This window comes from Flavonifractor hominis (assembly GCF_040095835.1).
Taxonomy (GTDB): Bacteria; Bacillota; Clostridia; order Oscillospirales; family Oscillospiraceae; genus Flavonifractor; species Flavonifractor hominis.
The window spans coordinates 235,516-260,658 of record NZ_JBBMFT010000002.1 but is presented as its reverse complement, the minus strand read 5'-3'; the positions used below and the strand labels follow the sequence as shown (position 1 = coordinate 260,658).

Below are 25,143 nucleotides of genomic sequence, written 5' to 3'. Positions count from 1 at the left end.
CAAGGCTATGAAAATCATTCTGTTGGGCGCACCCGGCGCCGGCAAAGGGACCCAGGCGGAGATCATCAGTGCCAAGCTGGGGATCCCCACCATTTCCACCGGCAACATTCTCCGCGCAGCTGTAAAGGCGGGCACGCCCATTGGCCTGCAGGCCAAGAGCTTTATGGACGCGGGTAAGCTGGTCCCCGATGAGGTCATTATCGGCATCATTCAGGAGCGGCTGGCTCAGGACGACTGCGCGGGCGGCTTCATTCTGGACGGGGTGCCCCGCACCATTGCCCAGGCTGAGGCTCTGGAGCAGCATGGCATTCGCTTTGACGCGGTGCTCTCCCTGGAGATTGCAGACAGCGTCATCATGGAGCGCATGACCGGACGCCGGACCTGCCATGCTTGCGGCGCCACCTATCACATTGTGGCTGCGCCTCCCAAGCAGGAGGGCGTCTGCGATAAGTGCGGCGGCGCGCTGGAGCAGCGTAAGGACGACCTGCCCGAGACGGTCATGCACCGTCTGGAAGTCTACCACAGCGAGACCGAGCCGCTGAAGGATTTCTATGCCAAGATGGGCGTGCTGAAGAGCGTGCCTGATATGGGCGGGATCCAAGAAACCAGTGAGAAGATTTTGGAACTGCTGGGGAAGTGATTTGAGATGGAAATGATCTCATTGAAATCTCCCCGGGAGATCGAGCTGATGCGCCGGGCTGGGCGGTTGACCGCCCAAGCCCGGGCGTTGGCCGGCTCCATGGTGCGCCCCGGTGTTACGACCCATGAGATCGACACCGCAGTGCGCAAATTTATTGAAAGCCACGGAGCCAAACCCTCTTTTCTGGGATATAGCGGGTTCCCCGGTTCTGCCTGCATCTCCATTAATGAGCAGGTGATCCATGGGATTCCCGGCCCCCGGAAATTGAAAGAGGGCGACATTGTCAGTGTGGATGTAGGTGCTTACCTAAATGGCTTCCACGGAGATTGCGCCGCTACCTTTGCCTGCGGGCAGGTGAGCGATGAAGCAATGCATCTGATCCGTGTGACGGAACAGAGCTTCTGGGAAGGCATCCGGTTTGCACGTCCAGGTAACCGAGTCTACGACATCTCCCATGCAGTGCAGCAGTATGTGGAAGCAAATGGCTGTTCTGTCGTGCGGGACTTTGTAGGTCACGGTGTGGGTGCTAAGCTCCACGAGCCCCCTGAAGTGCCGAATTTTGGCCCTGCCGGCCATGGTGCTCGGCTGATGCCGGGTATGACCATCGCGGTGGAGCCTATGGTAAACGCGGGCGATTGGCGCGTGAAAGTACTCAAGGACGGCTGGACCACCGTGTCCGCCGACGGAAGCCTGACGGCGCATTACGAAAACACCATTCTCATTACCGACGGGGAGCCGGAAGTGCTTACCGTAGCGGAGGACTGAGTATGGCGGATGCGGTAGCGCGCATTGTCCGTTCCCTGGCCGGGCATGACAGGGGTGAGCTGTTCTGCGTCCTGGAGACGCAGGGGGCCTACCTGTTGCTCTGTGACGGGAAACGGCGGAAGCTGGCCTCTCCCAAACGGAAGAAAGCTGTACACACGGCACCGGTAGGAGAGTTCCGGCACCCGGTCCTGGATCGGATCCAGGCGGGAGACAGGATCTCAAACCAAGATATACGGAGGGCGCTGGCCGCTTTCCGAGTTGAGGAACTAAGGAGGGTATGACGCTTTGGCAAAGGACGATATGATCGAAGTGGAGGGCGTCGTGACCGAGTCCCTTCCCAATACCACGTTCCATGTGGACATCGGAAACGGCCATATCATTCTGGCCCACATCTCCGGCAAACTGCGCATGAACTTCATTCGCATCCTGCCCGGAGACAAAGTGACGGTCCAGATGTCCCCTTATGACGTAACGCGGGGCCGGATCACTTGGCGAAGCAAGTGATTGGTCCCATCCGACCAGAACCCAACAACGACCGGCGCGGGTACGCGGGGCCTTGCCTCCGCCGTGCCGGGGCCATCAGGCTGAACAGGAGGTACAAACATGAAAGTTAGACCGTCCGTGAAGCCCATGTGCGAGAAGTGCAAGATCATCAAGCGCAAGGGCAAGGTCATGGTTATTTGTGAGAACCCCAAGCATAAGCAGAGACAAGGTTAATAGGAGGTGCTGAAACAGTATGGCACGTATTGCTGGCATTGACTTGCCGAAGGATAAGCGGGTCGAGATTGGCCTGACCTATATCTACGGCATTGGGCGCACCAGCGCCAATAAGATCCTGGCCGAGGCCGGTATCAACCCCGACACCCGCGTGAAGGACCTGACTGAGGCCGATGAGGCTAAGCTGCGTGAGATCATCAGCCACAGCTACACTGTGGAAGGCGACCTCCGCCGTGACGTGGCGATGGACATCAAGCGTCTGACCGAGATCGGCTGCTACCGCGGCATGCGTCACCGCAAGGGCCTGCCTGTCCGTGGTCAGCGTTCCAAGACCAATGCGCGTACCCGCAAGGGTCCCAAGCGCACTGTCGCCAATAAGAAGAAGTAAGGGAGGGAGAAACACATGGCTACCGCTACCAAGGGTAAGAAGGTTATCCGCAAGCGCCGTGAGCGCAAGAACGTTGAGAAGGGCCAGGTGCATATCCGCTCCTCGTTCAACAACACCATGGTTACCGTGACCGACATGGGCGGCAACGCCCTGTCCTGGGCCTCCTCCGGCGGCCTGGGCTTCCGCGGTTCCCGGAAATCCACCCCCTTCGCCGCGCAGACCGCTGCTGAGACTGCCGCTAAGGCTGCCATGGAGCACGGCCTGAAGACCGTCGAGGTGTACGTGAAGGGCCCCGGCGCCGGCCGTGAGGCCGCTATCCGCGCCCTGCAGGCCGTGGGTCTGGAAGTCACTCTGATCAAGGACGTGACTCCCATTCCCCACAACGGCTGCCGTCCGCCGAAGCGCCGCCGCGTGTAAGAGAAGGAGGAAGAACAAATGGCAAAGAATATGCAGCCTATCGCCAAGCGCTGCCGTGCGCTGGGCATTTCTCCTGCCGCTATGGGCTATGCCAAGAAGGAGAGCAACCGCAATCCCGGCGGCCAGATGAGAAAGAAGAAGAGCGAGTATGCTCTTCAGCTGACCGAGAAGCAGAAGGTCAAGTTTGTCTACGGCATCATGGAGAAGCAGTTCCGCTCCTACTATGAGAAGGCCGCCCGTATGCCCGGCAAGACCGGTGAGAACCTGCTGGTGCTGGTGGAGCGTCGCCTGGACAACGTGGCGTACCGGCTGGGCTTCGCCATGACGCGCCGTGAGGCCCGTCAGCTGGTGGGTCACGGCCACTTCACCGTCAATGGCCAGCGGGTGGACATCCCCTCCTACCTGGTCAAGCCCGGCGATGTGATCGAGGTCCGTGAGGCGAGCCGCTCCTCTGTGAAGTTTAAGCGCCTGACCGGCGAGGATGCGCCTTCCGTGCTGCTGCCCAAGTGGCTGGAGCGTGAGAAGAACACTCTGAAGGGCACTGTGGTGCAGATGCCCACCCGCGAGGATGTGGATCTGCCCATCGAGGAGCACCTGATCGTCGAGCTGTACTCCAAGTAATACTGCTTGTACCCTCGATTATTGGTGAGCTGTATAGGGCTGCGGGCGCGACGCCCGCAGCCGCGAAAAGGAGGGTAACACATGGTAGAAATCGAGAAGCCCCGCATCGAATGTGTGGAGAACCCCGGCGACGGTTCCTACGGCAAGTATGTGGTGGAGCCTCTGGAGCGCGGCTACGGCACGACCCTGGGCAACTCCCTGCGCCGCATCCTGCTCTCGTCCCTGCCTGGCACCGCCGTCACTTCCATTAAGATTGCTGGTGTGCAGCACGAGTTCTCCACCATTCCCGGCGTGAAGGAAGATGTGACCGAGATCGTTCTCAACGTCAAGAGCATCATCGCCAAGCTCCACTGTGAGGGAGTTAAGACGGTCTATATCGAGGCTAACGGCGAGTGCGAAGTGACAGCAGGCGACATCAAGGCCGACGGTGAGGTTGAGGTACTCAACCCTGACCTGCATATCGCTACTCTGGGTCCCGATGCCAGCCTGAATATGGAGTTGACTCTGTCCCACGGCCGCGGCTATGTGCCCGCCGACCGGAACAAGCCGGCCCAGGCCATCATTGGTCTGATCCCGGTGGACTCCATCTACACGCCGGTGCGTAAGGTCAATTACACGGTGGAGAACACCCGTGTACGCGATCTGACGGACTTTGACAAGCTGACCCTGGAGGTATGGACCGACGGTACCATCACCGCCCGGGACGCGGTCAGCCTGGGCGCCCGTATCCTGTGCGATCATTTTGTCCTCTTCACCGATCTCTCTGAGACCATGGGCTCCAAGTCCACGGTGGTGGAGAAGGCGGAAGCGCAGCGGGATAAGGTGCTGGAGCTGACCATTGAGGAGCTGGATCTGTCGGTCCGTTCCTTTAACTGCCTCAAGCGGGCCAACATCAACACGGTGGAGGATCTGATTTCCAAGACCGAGGATGAGATGATGAAGGTGCGCAATCTGGGCCGCAAGAGCCTGGAAGAGGTTATCAACAAGCTGGCCATGATGGGCCTGCACCTGGCTGACGACGAGAACAACAACTAAAGCCAGAGGGAAGAGCGGACCGGGGGCATGTAACGTCCCCTCCCGGTCCTGTGGTCCGAAAGGGCGCTCTTCCGGGGGGAGACCCTCCGGACGAATTTCAAAGAATGGAGTTCGCCTTGGCGAACATCCGATAGGAGTGGATTGACATGTCCCATAACCGTAAACTGGGCAAGCCCACCGATCAGCGTGTGGCTATGCTGCGCGCCATGACCACCTACCTGCTGGAGAACGGCCAGATCAAGACCACCGTCTCCCGCGCCAAGGAAGTGGCTCCTCTGGCTGAGAAGATGATCACTCTGGCGAAGAACGCCAACCTGGCCAACTACCGTAAGGCGCTGTCCTACCTGACCAAGGAGGACGTGGCCAAGAAGCTCTTCGATGAGATCGGCCCCAAGTACGCTGAGCGCAACGGCGGCTACACCCGTGTCGTGAAGATCGGGCCTCGCCGCGGCGATGCTGCCGAGATGGCCATCGTTCAGCTGGTGTAAGCAAGGAAAGAAGAAAGCGCGGATATTCCACAAAAGGTGGAATATCCGCGCTTTTGCTTTCCCAGATTGACACATTTCCCTTTGTCAGATAGAATGAGAGCATAAAAAGGGCCGGAGATGTGTGCGAATTGGAGGATATGCCATGTCGTTCAAAGGGAGAATGGCGGTTTATCTGGCGATTGCCGGGCTTTTTGCAGCTTTGCTGACCGGACTCATCGTCCAGTCCGTGCATATCCATACGCTGGAGCAGAGAGCGCAGCTGCATGTGGTGGGCACCTATGTCACCGGCACTGTCCTGAATGGAGACGGGACCTATTTGGTCTTTGAGTCGGATGGAGGTTGCGCACAATATAAGCCCTTTGGCACAGTGGACCGGGGGACGTATCAACAGGACGGGGTCCAGATCTGCATGAATTTTGCTGGGCGGCCAATGTATGCCGTATGGGCAGATGGTCAGCTCTATGTGTTTTCTGCACAGGACGATGAGATTCGCGTATTTGAGAAGCAGAGCGATATTCCAACCTATATCAATGTACAGGAGTGACTGTGGGAAACATCTTGCAATGAGAAGGGATATGTGATATACTCTCCCTAATCATCTGAAAGAGGAGACGGTGAACCTTCGTGGACGAACCTCCGCCTAGTTGCAAAAAGTATAGAATTCATTGGGGACAGCCTTATGCCGTGGTTTTACGGGAATAGGGTTGTCCTTTTGCGCGTTTACACACAAAATGAATGATATGAGTGGAGTTGATGGAGTTCTTATGTTAGACAGTGCCAGTATTGCGATGATCGTTGCCCTGATTTTCCTGGTGGTTATGTCCGGATATTTTTCCGCCTCGGAAACCGCCTTTACGTCTCTGAACCGGGCCCGCCTGAAAAGCTGGGCGGACAACGGAGACCAGCGGGCTGCACGGGCCCTTGCCCTGTCGGAAGATTACGATAAGCTGTTGTCCACACTGCTCATTGGCAACAATATAGTCAACAATGTGGCGACTACCATTGGCGCGGTGCTTTTTATCCGCCTGATTGATGACGTACGGGGCCCCACAGTGTCTGCCACCGTGCTGACCATTGTGATCCTGATCTTCGGCGAGGTCTCCCCCAAAAGTCTGGCCAAGGAGTCTCCCGAGCGCTTTGCCATGTTTTCTGCGCCGCTGCTGGGGCTCTTCCGAACCATTCTCACTCCGCTGAACTTCTTGTTCAGTCAGTGGAAGAAACTGCTGTCCAAGGTGATCCGCAAGTCGGATGACAGTGGGATCACTGAGGAGGAGCTGGTGACCCTGGTGGACCAGGCGGAGAGCGAAGGCGGCCTGGATCAGCATGAGAGCAAGCTCATCCGCTCGGCCATCGAGTTTAATGACCTGGAGGTGGATGAAATTCTTACCCCTCGGGTTGACATTGTGGCGGTGGAGGATATTGACTCCATGGACGAGATCGCCCAGGCCTTTGCCGAGAGCGGTTATTCCCGCCTTCCGGTTTACCATGAGGACATCGACGATATCGTAGGTGTGATTCATGAAAAGGATTTCCACGCCGCGCGTTACCGTGGAATCGATGATGTAAAGACGATCATGGGTCCCATGCTTTACACCACAGGCAACACCAAAATCTCTGAACTGCTGCGCATCCTCCAGAAGGAGAAAGCACATATGGTTATCGTGGTGGATGAGTACGGCGGCACCGAGGGCCTGGTGACCCTGGAGGACATCGTGGAGGAACTGGTAGGGGAGATCTGGGACGAACACGACGAAGTCATCGAGGAATTTAAAAAGCAGGAGGACGGCAGTTACCTCATTTCCTGCTCCGCTGACCTTACCGACCTGTTTGACCTGTTTTCCATCAAGGGGGAGTGCGACGCAAACACAATCTCCGGTTGGGTCATGGAACAGATCGGCCGGGTGCCAGAGGAGGGCGACCACTTTGTGGCGGACGGTCTGGATGTGACGGTTACCAAAGTGGATCACCGCCGAGTGCTGGAAATCCGGGTGGTCGTACTTGCATCGGAAGAAGAGGAAAAGGGGAAGGACCAGTGAACGCAAAGACACGGAGTCTTGCCCAGGAGCTGCGCCATGCTCTGCACGCCCACCCGGAGCTGTCCGGGCAGGAGGTGTGGACCAAGGCACACCTGATGGACGTTCTGAGGGAGCATACCCACCTGGAGCTGGTGGACCGGGGCAGCTGGTTCTATGCTTTGTGCCGTGGCAGGGGGCCGGGAAAGGTGGCCTTCCGGGCCGACTTTGATGCCCTGCCCATGGAGGAAACCACACCGCTGCCCTACCGTTCCCAGTGTCCCGGCGTGGCTCACAAGTGCGGCCACGATGGCCACAGCGCGGCGTTGGCCCTGCTGGGGCTGACCTTGGAGGAGACCGGGGCGGACCGGGATGTATATCTTGTGTTCCAGCCCGCCGAGGAGGTGGGCGGCGGAGGCGAGGCCTGTGCCGCCCTGCTGCGGGAAGAGGGGATCGGGGAGGTCTACGCCTTCCACAATATGCCCGGGTATCCTCTGGGGGCCGTGGCCCTGCGGGAGGGGACCATGAATTGCGCTTCCAAGGGTCTGACCCTCCGTTTTGAGGGAACACCTACCCATGCCAGCACACCGGAACTGGGCCGCAATCCGGCCCAGGCGGTGGCCCGGGTGGTGGCCGCCCTGCCGGAGCTTACCCGCCGGGAGGACCACCGGGGATTGGTGATGGCCACCGTGGTCCAGATCGACGTGGGGGAACCCGCCTTCGGAATCTCGGCCTATCGGGGGGCGCTGCTGCTCACCCTGCGGGCCCAGTACCAGCAGGAGCTGGATGAGCTGGAGCGGGCGCTGACGGAGTTGGCCCGCCAGGCGGCCCGGGAGGACGGCCTGACTTTGACACTGGAGCAGCAGGACGTGTTTCCCGAGACGGCCAACCACCCCGCCGGGGCGGAAAAGGTCCGGCAAGCGGCCCGGGCACTGGGGATGCCGGTGATCGAGATGGCAGAGCCCATGCGGGCCTCGGAGGATTTCGGCTGGTATCTGCGGCAGGCGGAGGGCGCCCTGTTCCTGCTGGGCGATGGGGAGGAGCATCCGCCCCTGCACAGTGCGGATTTTGACTTTCCGGACGCATTGCTGGAAAAGGCCTGTGCGCTCTTCCAGCAGCTGATTTAAAAAGAAAAAAGAGTCCCGCGGCTATCTGCCGCGGGACTCTTTTTTAGTTTGCCAGACGGGTACGCTCCCAGTAGGCAGCCATGCTCTCGCCGCTTTGTCCGGTGACCTCATGGCAGAGATAGCCGGCCAATTCCGCCGGTGGTGCCCAGGCCAGGGCCGAGGCCTCGTCCGGAAATTCCACCTCGGCGTAGAAGAAGCCGCTTTCCAGAGCGGGGTCCACCGAATTGACCTCCAGCGTGTATCCGCCGGGCAGGGCATAGCGGCGCTGCTGCTTTTCAATTATGGGCCTGTCCAGCATGGCCTTCAGCCGGGTATAGTGGTCGGGGCTCAGCGGCAGCTCGATCTCCTCCCGGCTCAGGCCTCCCTTGCCCTTGAAGCAGAGCACATAGGCGGTGGTGCCGCCCTGTACGGCCTCCCGGCGGATGCGTACGGCGGGACGGGTGCAGAAATAGCCCTGTTCCATCTCCAGGGTGGAGGCAGCCTCTTGCTGAGGCCAGCCCTCCACCAGCCAGCGGCGTTCGATCTCCATCGCGCTCACCTCCCTCAGAACGGCAGGGCCACGATGGCCGGTACCAGCAGCGGTACCGCCAGGGAGAGGACCACACCGGAGGTAAAGGAGTAGATGGTAATGCGCTCATGAGTGGCGCCCACCACCACGGGAAGCACCGTATCCATGGCGGCCGCGCCGGGCAGGGAGGCGCACTCCACATACCCCACATATTTGGCCACAAAGGGGATGGAGACGATAGCGAAGATCTCCCGCATCACGTTGGACAGGAAGGAGACGGCGGAGACCGACAGGGAATAGGGAGCCAGCAGGGTGGGGGCCAGGGAGTACCAGCCCAGCCCGGCGGCCGCAGCCATAGAGTCCTTGACGCCCAGGGGGAGCAGCAGCCCGGCCAGGGCCGCGAAGGCCAGCGAGCCCGCGCCCACCGCCACCGGAACCAGCAGCACCTGGAAGCCGGCGGCCTTCACATCGCTGAGGAAGGTACCCTGCCGGCCCATATCCATGCCAACCAAGAACAACAGCAGATACAGTCCAAAGGTGATGACTGAGCCGCAGTGGACCGTGACGGCCGGGGGCAGGACGAACCGGCCGGCCAGCATGCCCAGTACCACAGCGATGACGATCCATTTGGTGAGAGCGTTGTCAGCCTTTCCGGCCGAATGCTTTTCTTCCTGTCCGGTCTGGGCGCTGCCCCGGGGGAGGCCCACATGATCCAGCCGGAGCACAAAGCGCCGCAGCAGGGTGAGAAACAGCAGAGAGCCGGCCATGGCAAACAGGGTGATCACCAGGGCGGCCAGGCCGATCTGCCCCAGGGAAGCGATGACCTCATCGTTAGCACCCAGATTGACGCCCAGGGTGACAATAAGGATCATCAGTGCTACAAATTGCAGTTTGCCCAGCCAGACCAGAGGGCGGCTGCGCACCTGCCGGCGGGAGCCGATGATGGCCCCTACGACCACAAGGGCGATGTAGATTGCCAGACTGCTCAGTGTGCTGAGGGTGGTATTCATACCCATCCATCCTTTGCAGATTGATTGGAGTCCGGGTCCTATTCTAGCATGGCCGTCAGGGAAAGTCCACCCCTGGCGCGAATGGGCAAAAAAGCGCCCTCCCGGCGGCTGCGGGAGGGCACTGGAACGTTCCGGTTACAGGCTCTGGATAAAGCTCATGGGCACATAAGTCACGCCGTCCACGGTGTAAGGAGCGGAAGCAAGTGTCAGCTCGGTGCCGTTTTTCACGGCGGAACTGTTGCCGGGCTGGAGGGAGAGGGTATCCGTACCCTTGGTGAGGGTAATGCCGCCGGTGGCGGCGTCCCAGGTTACGGTGTAGCCCTTGAACTCGGCGGCCGCCCGCAGGGCGGTGGTGGCCTCAAAGGTGGTGGGGGTCTTACCGCTGCTCAGGCCGCTGTTGTGGGTCACGGTGGTGAGCAGCTCGGCATACAGATGGTCGGCGTTGGCCATCTGCTCCTCTACCATCTGCTGGGCAAGGGCGGTGACATAGGCGTCGCCCTGGGCCTCATCCTGGGCGTAGAGGGCCTTGACGGTCTCCCCGGCAGCCTCCATCTCGGCCTGCATCATGGCCTCCTGAAGCGTCCAGTAGTCCTCCACCCCCTGGCTGTACAGAGTGCGGTCGGTGTCTGCCAGGCCGCAGATCTTCTTAAACGCCCAGTAGACGCTGTTTTCCACATAGGTGGCGCTGTCGGTCTTCCAGGCGTCGGCGGTATCGGTGATGCCGCTGAATTCGGGCAGGAACACCGAGTGCTCCGCGCCGCCGGCGGCCAGCCAGGTCACCGCTGCGCTCTGGGTGGGGTAATCGTCGTGGATCTGGATAATGTGGGTCTCCGGAGTGGTGGAGACGGCGATGGCCCGCACACCTTCATTGCCCTCCTGGTCGGCGTCATATTCGGTACCCTCGTACCGGTTGCGGTAGATGGCCATTACATCGTCCAGAGTTACCTTTTCATCGGGGGTATAAAACAGCTCATAGAAGGTGTCGGTGTTGTAGTCCCCCACACTGGAGGGGGCCAGCACCTTGTGGCCGATCCAGGTGCGCATGTTGGAGCTGTCACTGCGGCTGCCATCTGTGACCGACTTGGCCAGGTTATACTGACCATCCTCCATCACGGCCAGACCCAGTGTGTCGATGGTGGTAAAAAGCCCGTCAGAGAAGATGTAGTTCTCCGTGTCCTCCGGGTCCACGCAGCCGATCATAAACTGGTTGCCGAACACGGCTACGGCGTCCTCGGGCATTTTCATAGCGGCATACTGGTGCCCACCGTAGATCTCCACGATCCAGGCCTCCTCCTGGTCGGCGATCATGACGATGTTGCCCTCGGCTGAGCCATAGGTATCCACCAGCTCCAGCAGGTTTTCCACGCCCTCCCGGGCGGTGGCGGAGCAGCAGGCCACGGCGGCAGGAAGCACAGCCTCCCGCAGGCCGTCGTCCACATAGGGGTCGGCCTCTTCCCACTGTTCACAGGGGGAGGCGGACACGGTGCCGGTGACGGACACCCCCATCTCATTGCTGCACACGGCAGGATAGATCCCGTCTCCTGCGTCGGCGTAGTCACTCATCATGGTGTACTGATAGGTGGTGGCGGGCAGAGGCATCTGGAAGCCGTTGATGTCTTCCAGTACCCGGCCGGGCTGATTGTCCACATGGGGGACCACCAGGTGGAGCTTCTCATAGTCGGAAGGACTGATGTCTTCACTGCGGGCGATGATGGTGGTGCCGTCGGCACTGGCCTGCTTGCCCACATAAAGGCCGGTGCAGGCCATAGCGCTTACGTTGCTCAGGGCCACGGCGGCGGCCAGAGCGGTGGTCAATACTTTTGCTGCCTGTTTCATACTCTGTTCCCTCTCTTCCGGTGTATCGTCCTTGGAAGCCGACAGTTGAAAGCGAATTTATATTCACTATATCGGCAATTTATGTGAATATTATTTCATGATACAGGTAAAAAGTCAAGGGAGAAAGGGGGTAATATATGCATAAAAATACACCTGGATGCACGGAAATATTTGGTGCATCCGGGTGGAAAAAGAGGCCCCCGGCATTTGCCGGGGGCCTCTTGGATAGGATCAGTTCTGCTCCAGAGCCTTGGAGTCCACTTCTTCCTTCAGCTTGGCAACAAAGGCGTCAAAGCTCATGACGGTCTGCTCGCCGTGGCGGTTGCGCACGGCCACGTCGCCGCTCTCGGCCTCCTTGTCACCCACAACCAGCATATAGGGGACCTTCTCCAGCTGAGTGTCCCGGATCTTCTTGCCGATCTTCTCGTTGCGGTGGTCGGTCTCTACGCGGTAACCCAGCGCGTCCAGCTTGGCGGCAACCTGATTGGCATAGTCGGCGGCACGGTCGGTAATGGGCAGTACCTTTACCTGCACGGGAGCCAGCCAGGTGGGGAAGGCACCGGCAAAGTGCTCGGTGATGACGCCGATGAAGCGCTCGATGGAGCCCAGAACCACCCGGTGGAGCATGACGGGCCGGTGCTTCTGGCCGTCCTCGCCGGTGTACTCCAGCTCAAACCGCTCAGGCAGCTGGGAGTCCAGCTGGACGGTACCGCACTGCCAGGTACGGCCCAGGGAGTCGGCCAGGTGGAAGTCCAGCTTGGGACCATAGAAGGCGCCGTCGCCCTCGTTGATCACAAACTCTTTGCCCATCTCGGTGATGGCCTCTTTCAGGATGTCCTGGTTGTGCTCCCACTGCTCCACGGTGCCGATGTGGTCCTCGGGCATGGTGGACAGCTCAATCTGGTAGGGCAGACCGAAGACCGAGTAGACCTCGTCAAACAGCTTGACCACATTCTTGATCTCGTCCTTCAGCTGCGCCTGGGTCATGAAGATGTGGGCATCGTCCTGGGTAAAGCAGCGGACCCGGAACAGGCCGTGGAGGGCACCGGAGAGCTCATGCCGGTGGACCAGGCCCAGCTCACCTACCCGCAGGGGCAGATCCCGGTAGGAGTGGGGCTCGCTGGAGTAGACCAGCATGCCGCCGGGGCAGTTCATGGGCTTGATGGCAAAGTCGGTGTCGTCGATGACGGTGGTGTACATGTTGTTCTTGTAGTGATCCCAGTGGCCGGAGCGCTCCCACAGCTGGCGGTTGAGCATGATGGGGGTGGAGATCTCCACGTAGCCGTAGCGCTTGTGGACCTGACGCCAGTAGTCAATCAGGGTGTTGCGCAGCACCATGCCCTTGGGCAGGAAGAAGGGGAAGCCGGGGCCTTCGTCCCGCAGCATGAAGAGGCCCAGCTCTTTGCCCAGCTTGCGGTGGTCCCGCTTCTTGGCCTCCTCGATGCGCTGCAGATAGGCATCCAGCTCATCCTTTTTGGGGAAGGCGATGCCATAGATGCGCTGCAGGGTCTCGCGGTTGGAATCACCCCGCCAGTAGGCGGCGTTGCAGGCGGTCAGCTTGATGGCGTTGCCCTTGATGCGGCCGGTGGAGTCCAGGTGGGGGCCGGCGCACAGGTCGGTAAACTCACCCTGCTTATAGAAGGAGATGTGGGCGTCCTCAGGCAGGTCCTGGATCAGCTCCACCTTGAAGGGCTCGCCCTTCTCCTCCATGAACTTCAGAGCCTCTTCCCGGGGCAGCTCAAAGCGCTCCAGCTTCAGCTTCTCCTTGCAGATCTTGCGCATTTCGGCCTCGATCTGCTCCAGATGCTCGGGGGTGAAGGCGAAGGGGGCGTCCATATCATAGTAGAAACCCTCATCGATGGAGGGGCCGATGGCCAGCTTTACCTCAGGCCACAGACGCTTGACGGCCTGGGCCATCACATGGGAGCAGGTATGCCAGTACGTCTTGCGGTACTCGGGATTTTCAAAGGAAAATTCATTCTTGACTTCTTCGGACATAAGAAATACCTCCTAACATAGTCTTTAGGGGTGTAAAAAAACGCTTCACCCCTGACGATCCAGGGGTGAAGCGTACAGCTCCACGGTTCCACCCTGCTTGCGGCCCGACGGGCCGCCGCTTGATTGCCGCTGTAACGGGCGGTCCCGGCTCATTTACTTGGCATATGCCGTTCATGGGCGGCTCGGGGGTGGTTGAACGCTGACCATACCTGGGAAGCGCTTTCAGCCTATGGCGCTCCTTCTCTGACAGGTGGTGCGGCGCGGTGTCCCCGTCATTGCCTCTTTGACGCAGACACTATATCACCAACCGGCCTCGGTGTCAAGCGGGAGGAGTATTTTCCGGTGCAGAGGGGGAAAACGTTAGAATTCACATACTATTCATAATTCGGTCATGATTTTGTCTTATTTAACGGGTACTATAAAACCAGATTCAGAGATGAATCGAACACAAGACCATCCTCCCAACCAATTCCTCTCTTATCCCTCTCTAACACCTTTGCAAAAACACACAACAACACACACACCCGAAAAGCCCCGGCCGGAAGGCCGGGGCTTTTCGGTACTTCTCACATTGCAATTAAAGGGGAATTGGGGTATCATAACGGTATTCTGAACAGACGGGAAAAGGAGGCGCTTATCATGCGCGACGGTTTTATCAAAGTAGCCGCCGGTACCCCGAAGATCCGGGTAGCCGACTGCCGTTACAATGCCGAGCAGATCTTTACCCTTATGCGGGAGGCGGATAAGCAGGGAGTCAAAGTGCTTTGTCTGCCTGAACTCTGCCTCACTGGCTATACCTGCGGGGACCTGTTTTTGCAGCCCACTTTGAGGAGAGGGGCGGAAGACGGGCTTGCCACCATTCTGGAGGCCACCAAGAACCTGGATATGATTGCTGCCATTGGTTTGCCTGTATGGAACAAATACGACAACAAACTGTATAATTGCGCAGCTGTAATACAAAATGGTCATATTTTGGGGCTGGTGCCCAAGACTTATCTGCCCAATTACGGGGAGTTCTATGAGCAAAGATGGTTTGCCTCCGGGGCCGGAGTGGATGTAATGATTGAACTGTGCGGGGAGGAAGTTTCTCTTTGCCGCAGCCTCCTTTTTGCCTGTGACGATTTGCCCGAACTGGTGATCGGGGTGGAGCTGTGCGAGGACCTGTGGGCCCCTGAGCCGCCCTCTGCTGCCCTGGCCCGAGCGGGAGCTACCGTTTTGTTAAATCTGTCTGCCTCCAATGAGCTGGTGGGGAAGGCGGCCTATCGCCGGTCGCTGGTGTCCGGTCAGTCCGGACGTCTGGTGTGCGGTTATGTATATGCGGACGCCGGCGAGGGGGAGTCCACCACCGATCTGGTGTTTGGCGGCCATAATATTATCGCTGAGAATGGCACCATTCTGGCTGAGCGGCGGTTTGCCTCCGGTCTTACCATCAGTGAGATCGACGTCAAGCGGCTGGCCTACGAACGCCAGCGGATGAACACCTATCAGGCCGACCGGAACCGGGAGAGCTGGCGGATCTGCTTTGAACTGGATTTGTCTGATACCCGCTTGACCCGGCCGGTATCTCCCACGCCCTTTGTACCCCAGAATGAGAGCGATAGAGCCGAGCGCTGCAATGAGATCCTGTACATGGCGGCTCTGGGCCTCAAAAAGCGGTTGGAGCACACCGGAGCCAAGACGGCGGTGGTGGGCCTGTCCGGCGGTCTGGACTCCACCCTGGCCGTGCTCATCACGGCGGTGTCCATGGAGATGCTGGACCGGCCTGCCAGCGATATCATTGCTGTCACCATGCCCTGTTTCGGCACCACCGACCGCACCAAGTCCAATGCGGTGCTGCTGGCCGAGCGGCTGGGCTGCACCCTCAAGACCATCGACATCGGCCGGGCGGTGAAGGTCCACTTTGAGGACATCGGCCAGTCCATGGAGGATCATGATGTGACCTTTGAAAACGGCCAGGCCCGTGAGCGGACCCAGGTGCTTATGGACATTGCCAACCAGACCGGCGGGCTGGTCATAGGCACCGGCGACCTCTCTGAGCTGGCTTTGGGCTGGTGCACCTACAACGGGGACCACATGAGCAACTACGCCGTCAACGCCGGTATTCCCAAGACCCTGGTGCGTCATCTGGTGAGCTTCATCTCCGACGATAAGGAGGCGGAGGACCCCCAGCTCTCCGGTGTGCTGGCTGATATTCTGGACACTCCGGTCTCGCCCGAGTTGCTCCCCGCCATTGAGGGCAAGATCGCCCAGAAGACCGAAGATTTGGTGGGCCCCTATGAGCTGCATGATTTTTATCTCTACTATGCTGTCCGCTGGGGATTCCCGCCCCGGAAGGTACTCCGGCTGGCAGAGCAGGCCTTCGGCCGGGCTTATGACCGCGCGACCCTCCTCAAGTGGCTGAAAAACTTTTACCGCCGGTTCTTCTCCCAGCAGTTCAAGCGCTCCTGTCTGGCGGATGGGCCCAAGGTGGGCTCGGTAGCCCTGTCTCCCCGGGGCGACTGGCGCATGCCCTCCGATGCAGTGGCCCAGCTGTGGCTGGAGGAACTGGAGGACCTGAAGTAATCCATGAACCGTTATGCGGACCTGTTTTTGACCTTTGCCCGCATTGGCGGGTGTACCTTCGGCGGCGGTTATGCCATGCTGCCCATTCTCCAGCGGGAGATCGTGGAGAAAAAGAATTGGGCCAGTGAAGAGGAACTGGCCGACTATTTTGCCATCGGCCAGTGTACGCCCGGCGTCATCGCTGTCAACACGGCCACCTTCGTGGGGCAGAAGCAGAAAGGTGTGCCCGGCGGCATTGTGGCTACACTGGGCGTAGTGTTCCCCTCGCTGGTCATCATCCTGGTCATTGCCGCCTTTTTGCAGAATTTTGCCGATATCCCCGCCGTGGTCCATGCCTTCAACGGTGTGCGGGCCTGTGTATGTGCGCTGATCTTGAGCAGCGTGCTCAAACTGCGGCGGACCACCATTGTGGATGGACTGACCCTGGTGATTTTCCTGGTGGTGCTTGCCCTGGCTCTGGCGGGTAATTTTGCGCACTTTCCAGAAAACGCGCTGGGGGCGGTGCTGGACTTTATCTGCTCTCCCATCGTGCTTGTGGTGGCGGCAGGTGTGACCGGGCTGTGGGCCCGGGCTGCCAAAGGAGGGCCGAAGGCATGATCTATCTCCGACTTTTTTATGAGTTTTTCAAAGTAGGGCTGTTCTCCATCGGCGGAGGCCTGGCCACCATTCCCTTCCTGTCGGATATGGGAGGCAGGACCGGCTGGTTCAGCGCCGGAGAGCTGGCCAATATGATCGCTGTGTCCGAGGCCACTCCAGGTCCCATGGGGGTAAATATGGCCACCTATGTGGGATTCCACACCGGCGGCGTGCCGGGGGCCGTGGTGGCTACGCTTGGACTGGTATGTCCGGCCATTATCATCATCGCCATCATCGCCGGGTTTTTGAAGAAGTTTCGGGAGAGCCGTAGCGTCGAGGCGGTGTTCTATGGCATCCGTCCCGCCTCCACCGGCCTTATCGCCGCGGCACTGGCGGAAGTGTGCGTGATTGCCCTGATGTTTCACGAAACGGGGGTGGAGACCGCCCCGGGGGAATTTGTGACCCGAACGGAACTCTTTTACTGGCCAGCCATCGCTCTGGCGGCGGCTGTATTTGTGGGGCTCCGCCTGCCGGGGCTGAAAAAGCTCCACCCGGTAGTTTTTATCGCCGTTTCGGCTCTGGTCGGGATCGTGTTCCAACTGTGAAAGGGCGGCATTTCCGGCCAACCCCTTTTTTGCGGAGACAATGTATGTTATACTAAAAAAAAGCGCGGCTTCCACGGGGAGCCGCCCCATATGAGACAGAAGGAGACGTGGAACGAATGATGGATAAACACTTGATCGCGGTGGCTCTGGGACAGGAGCCGGCCGACCTCATCATCCGGGGCGGCAAGCTGATCAACGTACACACGGCCGAGATCTATGAGACCGACGTGGCGGTTGCAGGGGAGCGCATTGCCGCCGTGGGCAGCCTGCCCGAGGGGTGCTGCGGCCCGAACACCAAGATCATTGACGCCGCCGGCAAGTATCTGGCCCCCGGCTTTATCGACGCTCACATCCACATTGAGAGCAGCATGCTCACCTACACCGAGTTTGCCAAGATGGTGGTCAAGCACGGTACCACTGCCGTGGCCAGCGACCTCATGGAGGTCACCATTGTCTCCGGCGTAGAGGGCATGAAGGAAGTGCTGGCCGAGTCCGCCGGTACCCCTGTGAAGCTCTACTATCCCGTCCCTGCCTTTATGGAGGAAAACGGGCTTCAGACCACCGGTTCCACCCTCCACGCCTCCATGATGGACGAGCTCATCCAGCTGCCCCAGGCCGTGGGCCTGGCCGAGGTGCTGGTGCCCCCCATCCTGGGCGGCAGCCCCGCCTCTGCCCACATGCTGGAGCTGGCGGAGAAGTACCACAAGACCGCCGAGGGCCACGCACCGGCCACTTATGACGCCAACCTGAATGCCTATGCCTCCACCGGCATCAACTCCGACCACGAGTCCACCAATAAGGAGGAGGCCCTCCAGAAGCTGCGTGCCGGTCTGCATGTGCTGATGCGGGAGGGCTCCGCCTCCACCGACCTGCGTGCCTGCCTGAAGGTGCTCACCGAGAACCACGTGGACGCCCGCCACTGCTGCATGGTGTCCGACGATATCGACGCCCTCCACATCAAGGACTGCGGCCACCTGGACCACAAGGTGCGCATTGCCGTGGAGGAGGGAGTGGACCCGGTGACTGCCATCCAGATGGTCACCCTTAACCCTGCTGAGAGCTTCCGCATCGACAACGAGTGTGGCTCCATTGTGCCCGGCAAGTATGCCGACATCGTGCTGCTGTCCTCCCTGGAGCAGTGCAAGGTGGAGCAGGTGGTGTCCAAGGGCGAACTCATCGTGGACAACGGCGCCCTCACCCGTGAGCTGAAGGCCCCTGCCTACAGTGACAAGCTGCTGGGTACTGTACATATGAAACACGTTACCGGAGATGATCTGGTACTGAAGGTGGATCCCAAGGCCTCCAAGGCCACCGTCCATGTCATCGGCGCATCCCCTGTGTCCCTGCTCACCGACGATCTCACCGTTACCCTGCCGGTGGTGGACGGTGTGGTGCAGCCTGATGTGGAAAACGACGTCCTGCGCATCGCCTGCGTGGAGCGCTACGGCAAGAACGGCTCCATCGGCCGGGCCTTTATCAAGAATTTCGGCCTGAAGTCCGGCGCCATCGCCATCTCCGTAGGCCACGACCACCACAACGTCAGCGTGGTGGGCTCCAACCCCGACGACATGGCTCTGGCCGTCAACCGCATTCAGGAGCTCCAGGGCGGCCTGGTGTTCGTAGACGGCGGCAAGGTGATCGAGGAGATCGCACTGCCCATCTGCGGCCTGCTGGCTGACGAGGAGGGCGAGGTCATTGCCGAGAAGCTGCGGGCGGTCATCGCCGCCATGGCGCAGCGGGGCTGCACCGTGCCCTCTCCCAACGTGACCCTGTCCTTCATCACCCTGATCTTCATCCCCGCGCTGGCGATCTCCGACCAGGGTCTGTTTGACGTGAGCAAGTTCCAGATCATCGACCCCGTCATTTCGGTGGAATAAGGAGGCAGCGGCAATGGCACAGACTTATCTGAAGAATGGCTATGTCCTCTCCATGGACGCCAATGACACCGTCTATGACGGCGGCGGCGTGCTGGTGGAGGACGACAAGATCATCGCCGTAGGCAAGGTGGACCCTGCTCTGGTGAAGCCCGATGCGGAGGTCATCGAGCTGGGCGGCAAGTACGTCCTGCCCGGCTTTGTCAACACCCACGTCCATACCTCCCAGCAGATCAGCCGCGGCGTAGGCGACGACGTGGACTTCATCACCTGGCTCCACGACCGGATGTGGCCCTATGAGAGCAACATGACCGAGGAGGACTCCTACGTCTCCACCCTGATGACCTCCCTGGAGCTGATCCGCTCCGGCGTCACCTCCTTTGCCGAGCCCGGCGGGCAGTTCGTCTCCGGCATGGCCCGGGCCACCAAGGAGTCCGGCCTGCGGGGCAAGCTGGCCAAGTCCGTCATGGACTGCGGCGATGGTCTGCCCAAGATCTGGCAGCGCACCATGGAGCAGGAGCTGGAGCAGCAGGTTCTGGACCTGGAGAAGTATCACAACACCGCCGACGGCCGCGTCCAGGTATGGTTCGGCCTGCGCACCATCTTCAACAACACCGATGAGCTGTGCGTGCGCACCAAGGAGCTGGCCGACAAGTACGGCGTGGGCATTCACATGCACGTGGCCGAGGCCAAGGAGGAGAAGGAGTACACCTACGCCCGCTGGGGCGAGGGTACCGTCAAGCACCTGGAGAACCTGGGTGTGCTGGACAAGAATCTGCTGGCCGTCCACACGGTGTGGCTCAACGACGAGGAGCTGGAGCTCTTCAAGAAGCGGGACGTGAAGGTGTCCCACAACCCCGCCTCCGCCATGCGGGTGCTGGGCTTTGCCCGCATCCCCAAGATGCTGAACATGGGTATCTGCGTGTCCATCGGTACCGACGGCGCTTCCTCCTCCAACCACATGGACATGGTGGATGAGATGTGGCTCACCTCCCTGATCCACAAGGGCTGGCGGCTGGATCCCACCGTGGTGCCCGCTCAGGACATCCTGCGGATGGCCACCAAGTGGGGCGCCCGTGCTCTGATGGACGAGAACCTGTACGGCTCCCTGGAGGCCGGCAAGAAGGCTGACCTTATCGTCATCGACCCCCATGGCCCCTCCATGATGCCGGTGAACGACAAGATCGCCGCTCTGGTCACCGCCATGCACTCCGCCAATGTCCAGTCCACCATGTGTGACGGCAAGTGGCTCATGCGGGACCGGAAGATCCTGGTGCTGGACGAGGAGGCCATCCTGAAGGAGGCCTGCGAGCGTGGCGCCGCCATCTACGACCGGGCGGGCATCAAGCTGCCCGACCGTTTCCCTGTGGTCAAGGTGGAGTCCTGAAGCATACCAAACAGGCAAAGGCCCGGATCCCAATTGGGATCCGGGCCTTTTTCAACGCTTCAGCGCGCAGCGCTCATTGCGGTCAACGTAGTGGGCGTCAGCACGCAGAGTCAGAGAACGGGGGCCATCGCCCCCGGGAAAGAACAGGCGGATACCGGTCAGGACGATGTCCCTGGGTCCGGCCTCATGATGAGCAGGGACGGTAAAGATCCGTGCGGCACACACGGCACCCCGTTCCAGAGCTTCCACCTCCACCGCCACCCGGCGTTCGGGCGCTACAGCCGTCAGGCGCAGGGTACACTCCAGTACCTGCCCGCCATCCGGTGACAGCACCCCCAGATCACAGCTGAGCAGACCGCCTTCCAATTCCACCCGGCGTTCCAACATCGGCGCCACCCCCATACAGATTCATACGGCGGGCCAAATGGGCCTGCCGTATGTAAATGAGCCTGCTCAGGGGGCGCTCTATCCTATGCTCAGCGGATCTGACCGTTACCGTAGATCACAAATTTGGAGCTGGTCAGCTCCTCCAGACCCATGGGGCCGCGGGCGTGCATCTTCTGAGTGGAGATGCCGATCTCCGCGCCCAGTCCGAACTCAAAACCGTCGGTAAAGCGGGTGGAGGCGTTGACGTACACCGCCGCGGCGTCCACCTCGTCCAGAAAACGCTGAGCGGCGAAGTAATCGCCGGTAACAATGGCCTCGGAATGGCCGGTACCATGGGCGGCGATAAAATCCACCGCTTCGTCGAAGCCGCCTACCACCTTGACCGCAAGGATGTAGTCGCCAAATTCCGTGTCCCAGTCGGCCTCCTCCGCCGGCCGGACCCAGTCGCCCAGAATGGCCCGGGTCTCAGGGCAGCCCCGCAGCTGCACATCCTTGGTGCGCAGCAGTTCCCAGGCCATGGGAAGAAAGTCGCCGGCTACCGCCCGGTCCACCAGCACGCACTCAGCGGCGTTGCACACGGAGGGGCGGGAAGTCTTGGCGTTGTGGAGAATGCGGGCGGCCATATCCAGATCCGCCTTTTCGTGGACGTACACATGGCATACGCCAACACCGGTCTGGATCACCGGCACCTTGGCGTGCTCCACCACACTGCGGATGAGCCCTGCACCCCCACGGGGAATGAGTACATCCAGATACTCCGTCAGCCCCATCAGCTCGTTGGCACTCTCACGGCTGGTGTCCTCTACCAGGGATACGCAGTTTTGGGGCAGCCCCGCCTGCTCCAGCGCATCGCGCATGATGGCCACGAGGGCCTGGTTGGACCGGAAGGCCTCCTTGCCGCCCCGCAGGATAACGGCGTTGCCCGACTTCAGGCAGAGAACGGCGGCATCCACCGTCACATTGGGCCGGGCCTCGTAAATGATGCCGATGACCCCAAGAGGGACCCGGCGCTTGCCAATGATGAGCCCATTGGGACGGGTGGTCATCTTGGTTACTTCCCCGATGGGATCGGGCAAGGCGGCCACTTGGCGGACCCCTTCCACAATGCCGGCGATGCGCCGAGCATCCAGGGTCAGCCGGTCCAGCAGGGCCGGACGCAGCCCGGCGGCCCGGGCGGCCTCCAGGTCGGCGGCATTGGCGCCCAGGATCTCCGCCTGCCGCTGCTCGATGGCGCGGGCGATGGCCTCCAGAGCGTCATTTTTTCGGGCCGTGCCCGCCACAGCCAGGACCCGGGCGGCATGCTTGGCCGCCAGGCCCTGTGTTTCCAGAATGGTCAAAAGGAATCCCTCCTGTCTGTTAAGCGTGTGTCTTGGGGGCTGAAAAACGGGTCCCCACGTCCTTGCCCTCCACGATGTCGTACAAGGCCTCCATCCGGGCGCCGTTGGCGATGACCATCTCCACTCCGGCCTCCATGGCAATGGCTGCGGCGTTGAGCTTGGTGGCCATGCCGCCGGTTCCACGCCAGGTACCCGCGCCGCCGGCCATGGCCCGCAGTTCGGGGGTAAGGGCCTCCACCCGGTGGATGAGCTTGGCCTCCGGATGGGTACGGGGGTCGGCGTCATACAGGCCGTCGATGTCGCTGAAGAGCACCAGCAGGTCGGCCCCGCACAGCCGGGCCACGATGGCCGACAGGGTATCGTTGTCTCCCAGCACCTTGCACTGGCCGGTCTCGATCTCGGCCGAGGAGACCGAGTCGTTCTCGTTGACTACCGGGATAACCCCCAATTCCAGCAGAGCCTCAAACGTGTTGCGCAGGTGCTGGGAGCGGATGGGTGCATCCACATCTTCACCGGTGAGCAGGATCTGGGCCACCGTGCGGTTATACTCGGCGAAGAGCTTGTCATAAATATGCATCATCATGCACTGGCCCACGGCGGCGGTGGCCTGCTTCATACGCAGCTCCGTAGGCCGGGCGTCCAGGCGCAGTTTCCGGGTGCCGATGCCAATGGCGCCGGAGGAAACCAGCACCACCTGATAGCCCATCCCCTCCAGGTCGGAGAGCACCCGGGCCAGGTGCTCCATGTTTTGTAGATTCAGACTGCCGGTCTCACGGGTGAGGGTAGAGGTACCCACCTTGACCACCAGTCGGCGATAGGTCCGTGACGTTTCCACTTGATTCACACTCCTCTTATCTGTACCGTATCATATCACATTTCCATCCCGGGTGAAAGCGGAAAAGAAGAAAGTGCGGAAATGGACCAATTCCACAAAGAAAACTCGAGGTTTCAATACTTTTTCGCCGATTTACGGTTGAAATTCTTTGCATTTTGGAGTACAATAGCCTCCGCTGACCAAAAGGAGAGCGGAAAGAGGTGGGAGAATGCTCAATATCGTGTTGTTTGAGCCGGAGATCCCACAAAATACGGGGAATATTGCCCGTACGTGCGCTGTGACCGGGACCCGGCTGCACCTAATCAAGCCTCTGGGCTTTGACATCAGCGATAAGGCGGTCAAGCGAGCGGGACTGGATTACTGGCACCTGGTGGACCTGCGGGTCTATGAGAACCTGGAGGACTTTTTCCGCAAGACGGGGGCACAGGATATCTGGCTGGCCACCGCAAAAGCGCCTCAGCCTTATACCCGGGCGCAGTTCCGGGATGGATGTTACCTCATCTTTGGCAAAGAGACGGCGGGCCTGCCCGAGGCATTCCGGCAGGCATACCGGGAGCGGTGTATCCGCATTCCCATCCGCTCGGAGGCGCGGTGCCTGAACCTGTCCAATTCTGCGGCAGTTTTGGTATATGAAGCCCTACGGCAACTGGATTTCCCCGGTCTGACCGGGGAAGGCGAGATGAAAGGAGCTAGCATATGAACTACAACAAGAAGACTGTGAAAGACATCGACGTAGCGGGCAAGAAGGTCCTGCTGCGCTGTGACTTCAATGTGCCTATGGCCAAGGACGGCAGCGGTGTTATCACCGATGACAAGCGTATCCGGGCTGCTCTGCCCACCATCCAGTATCTGCTGGATCAGAATGCCGCCGTCATCGCCTGCTCCCACATGGGCAAGCCCGTGGCTACCTTTGATTCCTATGTGAAGAAGCAGGCCGAGAAGGGCAAGGACCCCGCCTCCATCACCGAGGAGGAGTGGAAGAAGTCCCTGGCCAAGCTGTCCCTGAAGCCGGTGGCTGCCCGTCTGAGCGAGCTGCTGGGCCGTGAGGTCATCATGGCCAACGACGTGGTGGGCGCTGATGCCCAGGCTAAGGCCGCTGCGCTGAAGCCCGGCCAGATCATGCTGCTGGAGAACACCCGCTTTGAGAAGGGTGAGACCAAGAATGACCCCGAGCTGGCCAAGGCCATGGCTTCCATGGCAGAGGTCTATGTGTCCGATGCCTTCGGTGCGGTCCACCGTGCGCACGCCTCCACCGCCGGCGTGGCGGATTATCTGCCCGCTGTGTCCGGTTTCCTGATCCAGAAGGAGCTGGAGATCATCGGCGGCGCCCTGGCCAATCCCAAGCGTCCCCTGGTGGCCATCCTGGGTGGCTCCAAGGTCTCCTCCAAGATCGGCGTCATCAACAACCTGCTGGAGATCGCCGACACCATCATCATCGGCGGCGGCATGACCTACACCTTCCTGAAGGCTCAGGGCGGTTCTGTCGGCAAGTCCCTGCTGGAGGAGGACTGGCTGGACTACTGCAACGACATGATGAAGAAGGCCAAGGAGAAGGGCGTCAAGCTCCTGCTGCCTGAGGATACCGTGTGCGCCAAGGAGTTCTCCGCCGACGCTGAGCCCATCACTGTGGACAGCATGAACATCCCCGCCGACTGCATGGGCATGGACATCGGCCCCAAGGCCATCGCCGCCTATGCCGACGCGGTGAAGGACGCCGGCACCATCATCTGGAACGGGCCCATGGGCGTGTTTGAGTTCCCCGCTTTTGCCAAGGGCACCGAGGCCGTAGCCAAGGCCCTCAGCGAGACCAGCGCCATCACCATCATCGGCGGCGGCGACAGCGCGGCTGCTGTGCAGCAGCTGGGCTATGCCGATAAGATGACCCACATCTCCACCGGCGGCGGCGCCTCCCTGGAGTTTATGGAGGGTAAGGAGCTGCCCGGCGTGGCCTGCCTGCTGGACAAGTAAGAAGCGCTGCTTCGGCCAATCAGACAGCGAGAAGAAAGACTTGCCGGCAC

Annotated in this window: 27 protein-coding genes; 20 read left to right on the top strand and 7 right to left on the bottom strand. The window is 60.4% G+C overall.

The window, feature by feature from the left end; genetic code table 11:
* Positions 1–7: 7 nt before the first annotated feature.
* The 13 genes from WMO45_RS05485 (at position 8) to WMO45_RS05425 (ending at position 8,210) form a co-directional block, all read left to right on the top strand.
* Entirely contained in the window at positions 8–640 is a 633-nt protein-coding gene (locus WMO45_RS05485; protein WP_349139560.1) for an adenylate kinase, read from the top strand.
* A 12-nt stretch (positions 641–652) separates the two neighbouring features.
* Positions 653–1,405 carry a type I methionyl aminopeptidase gene (map, locus tag WMO45_RS05480; protein WP_349139637.1) on the top strand — a complete coding sequence of 251 codons (753 nt, stop codon included), beginning with the start codon at positions 653–655 and terminating at the stop codon, positions 1,403–1,405.
* A gap of 2 nt (positions 1,406–1,407) precedes the next feature.
* Positions 1,408–1,686 carry a KOW domain-containing RNA-binding protein gene (locus WMO45_RS05475; protein WP_349139559.1) on the top strand — a complete coding sequence of 93 codons (279 nt, stop codon included), beginning with the start codon at positions 1,408–1,410 and terminating at the stop codon, positions 1,684–1,686.
* Between the two features lie 4 nt (positions 1,687–1,690).
* A complete protein-coding gene (gene infA / locus WMO45_RS05470; protein ID WP_009258089.1) occupies positions 1,691–1,909 on the top strand; it encodes a translation initiation factor IF-1 in 219 nt (72 codons plus the stop codon).
* 99 nt (positions 1,910–2,008) lie between these two features.
* Positions 2,009–2,122 (top strand): 50S ribosomal protein L36, encoded by a 114-nt coding sequence (gene rpmJ, locus WMO45_RS05465; protein WP_006573428.1) that lies wholly within the window; start codon positions 2,009–2,011, stop codon positions 2,120–2,122.
* A gap of 19 nt (positions 2,123–2,141) precedes the next feature.
* Complete coding sequence (gene rpsM, locus WMO45_RS05460) at positions 2,142–2,510, top strand: 30S ribosomal protein S13 (RefSeq protein WP_349139558.1); 369 nt, start codon at positions 2,142–2,144, stop codon at positions 2,508–2,510.
* Positions 2,511–2,525: 15 nt separating this feature from the next.
* Positions 2,526–2,927 (top strand): 30S ribosomal protein S11, encoded by a 402-nt coding sequence (gene rpsK, locus WMO45_RS05455; protein ID WP_007494608.1) that lies wholly within the window; start codon positions 2,526–2,528, stop codon positions 2,925–2,927.
* 18 nt (positions 2,928–2,945) lie between these two features.
* Complete coding sequence (gene rpsD / locus WMO45_RS05450) at positions 2,946–3,548, top strand: 30S ribosomal protein S4 (protein ID WP_349139557.1); 603 nt, start codon at positions 2,946–2,948, stop codon at positions 3,546–3,548.
* 81 nt (positions 3,549–3,629) lie between these two features.
* On the top strand, positions 3,630–4,583 hold the full coding sequence (locus tag WMO45_RS05445) for a DNA-directed RNA polymerase subunit alpha (protein WP_349139556.1): 954 nt from the start codon (positions 3,630–3,632) through the stop codon (positions 4,581–4,583).
* A 146-nt stretch (positions 4,584–4,729) separates the two neighbouring features.
* Complete coding sequence (rplQ, locus tag WMO45_RS05440; protein ID WP_349139555.1) at positions 4,730–5,071, top strand: 50S ribosomal protein L17; 342 nt, start codon at positions 4,730–4,732, stop codon at positions 5,069–5,071.
* A gap of 142 nt (positions 5,072–5,213) precedes the next feature.
* Entirely contained in the window at positions 5,214–5,615 is a 402-nt protein-coding gene (locus WMO45_RS05435) for a hypothetical protein (RefSeq protein ID WP_349139554.1), read from the top strand.
* Between the two features lie 220 nt (positions 5,616–5,835).
* Complete coding sequence (locus tag WMO45_RS05430) at positions 5,836–7,107, top strand: HlyC/CorC family transporter (RefSeq protein ID WP_349139553.1); 1,272 nt, start codon at positions 5,836–5,838, stop codon at positions 7,105–7,107.
* Positions 7,104–8,210: a M20 metallopeptidase family protein gene (locus WMO45_RS05425; RefSeq protein WP_349139552.1), complete on the top strand. Its 1,107-nt coding sequence runs from the start codon at positions 7,104–7,106 to the stop codon at positions 8,208–8,210. Before WMO45_RS05430 ends, WMO45_RS05425 begins: the two co-directional genes overlap by 4 nt.
* Positions 8,211–8,253: 43 nt before the next feature.
* Here the strand turns inward: WMO45_RS05425 and WMO45_RS05420 are convergent, their stop codons facing one another.
* The 4 genes from WMO45_RS05420 to thrS form a co-directional block, all read right to left on the bottom strand.
* Positions 8,254–8,739: a CYTH domain-containing protein gene (locus WMO45_RS05420; protein ID WP_349139551.1), complete on the bottom strand. Its 486-nt coding sequence runs from the start codon at positions 8,737–8,739 to the stop codon at positions 8,254–8,256.
* Positions 8,740–8,753: 14 nt separating this feature from the next.
* Positions 8,754–9,728, bottom strand: coding sequence for a LysO family transporter (locus tag WMO45_RS05415; protein WP_349139550.1), 975 nt, complete (start codon positions 9,726–9,728; stop codon positions 8,754–8,756).
* A 135-nt stretch (positions 9,729–9,863) separates the two neighbouring features.
* Positions 9,864–11,564, bottom strand: a complete 1,701-nt coding sequence (locus WMO45_RS05410) for a C69 family dipeptidase (RefSeq protein ID WP_349139549.1) — start codon at positions 11,562–11,564, stop codon at positions 9,864–9,866.
* Positions 11,565–11,795: 231 nt separating this feature from the next.
* A complete protein-coding gene (gene thrS / locus WMO45_RS05405; protein ID WP_349139548.1) occupies positions 11,796–13,562 on the bottom strand; it encodes a threonine--tRNA ligase in 1,767 nt (588 codons plus the stop codon).
* Positions 13,563–14,201: 639 nt separating this feature from the next.
* Here thrS and WMO45_RS05400 point away from each other — a divergent pair.
* The 5 genes from WMO45_RS05400 to WMO45_RS05380 all read left to right on the top strand — a co-directional run bounded on the left by WMO45_RS05400 (position 14,202) and on the right by WMO45_RS05380 (position 20,566).
* Positions 14,202–16,124 carry an NAD(+) synthase gene (locus WMO45_RS05400; RefSeq protein ID WP_349139547.1) on the top strand — a complete coding sequence of 641 codons (1,923 nt, stop codon included), beginning with the start codon at positions 14,202–14,204 and terminating at the stop codon, positions 16,122–16,124.
* Between the two features lie 3 nt (positions 16,125–16,127).
* Complete coding sequence (locus WMO45_RS05395; protein WP_349139546.1) at positions 16,128–16,721, top strand: chromate transporter; 594 nt, start codon at positions 16,128–16,130, stop codon at positions 16,719–16,721.
* On the top strand, positions 16,718–17,305 hold the full coding sequence (locus WMO45_RS05390; protein WP_349139545.1) for a chromate transporter: 588 nt from the start codon (positions 16,718–16,720) through the stop codon (positions 17,303–17,305). The genes WMO45_RS05395 and WMO45_RS05390 overlap by 4 nt, the downstream gene beginning before the upstream one ends.
* A 116-nt stretch (positions 17,306–17,421) precedes the next feature.
* Positions 17,422–19,182, top strand: coding sequence for an adenine deaminase (ade, locus tag WMO45_RS05385; protein WP_349139544.1), 1,761 nt, complete (start codon positions 17,422–17,424; stop codon positions 19,180–19,182).
* 13 nt (positions 19,183–19,195) lie between these two features.
* Positions 19,196–20,566, top strand: coding sequence for an amidohydrolase (locus WMO45_RS05380; RefSeq protein ID WP_349139543.1), 1,371 nt, complete (start codon positions 19,196–19,198; stop codon positions 20,564–20,566).
* 51 nt (positions 20,567–20,617) lie between these two features.
* On the opposite strand, the gene WMO45_RS05375 is transcribed toward WMO45_RS05380, so the two are convergent.
* From WMO45_RS05375 to proB, 3 genes are all read right to left on the bottom strand, one after another.
* On the bottom strand, positions 20,618–20,953 hold the full coding sequence (locus WMO45_RS05375; protein WP_349139542.1) for a hypothetical protein: 336 nt from the start codon (positions 20,951–20,953) through the stop codon (positions 20,618–20,620).
* Positions 20,954–21,042: 89 nt separating this feature from the next.
* Positions 21,043–22,290: a glutamate-5-semialdehyde dehydrogenase gene (locus tag WMO45_RS05370; protein WP_349139541.1), complete on the bottom strand. Its 1,248-nt coding sequence runs from the start codon at positions 22,288–22,290 to the stop codon at positions 21,043–21,045.
* A gap of 19 nt (positions 22,291–22,309) precedes the next feature.
* Positions 22,310–23,125, bottom strand: coding sequence for a glutamate 5-kinase (gene proB / locus WMO45_RS05365; RefSeq protein WP_349139540.1), 816 nt, complete (start codon positions 23,123–23,125; stop codon positions 22,310–22,312).
* Positions 23,126–23,333: 208 nt separating this feature from the next.
* Here proB and trmL point away from each other — a divergent pair, with 208 nt between their 5' ends.
* Positions 23,334–23,825, top strand: coding sequence for a tRNA (uridine(34)/cytosine(34)/5-carboxymethylaminomethyluridine(34)-2'-O)-methyltransferase TrmL (gene trmL, locus WMO45_RS05360; protein ID WP_349139539.1), 492 nt, complete (start codon positions 23,334–23,336; stop codon positions 23,823–23,825).
* The gene (locus WMO45_RS05355) at positions 23,822–25,093 is read left to right on the top strand and encodes a phosphoglycerate kinase (RefSeq protein WP_349139538.1); all 1,272 of its coding nucleotides are present in this window, start codon (positions 23,822–23,824) and stop codon (positions 25,091–25,093) included. Before trmL ends, WMO45_RS05355 begins: the two co-directional genes overlap by 4 nt.
* Positions 25,094–25,143 lie beyond the last annotated feature (50 nt).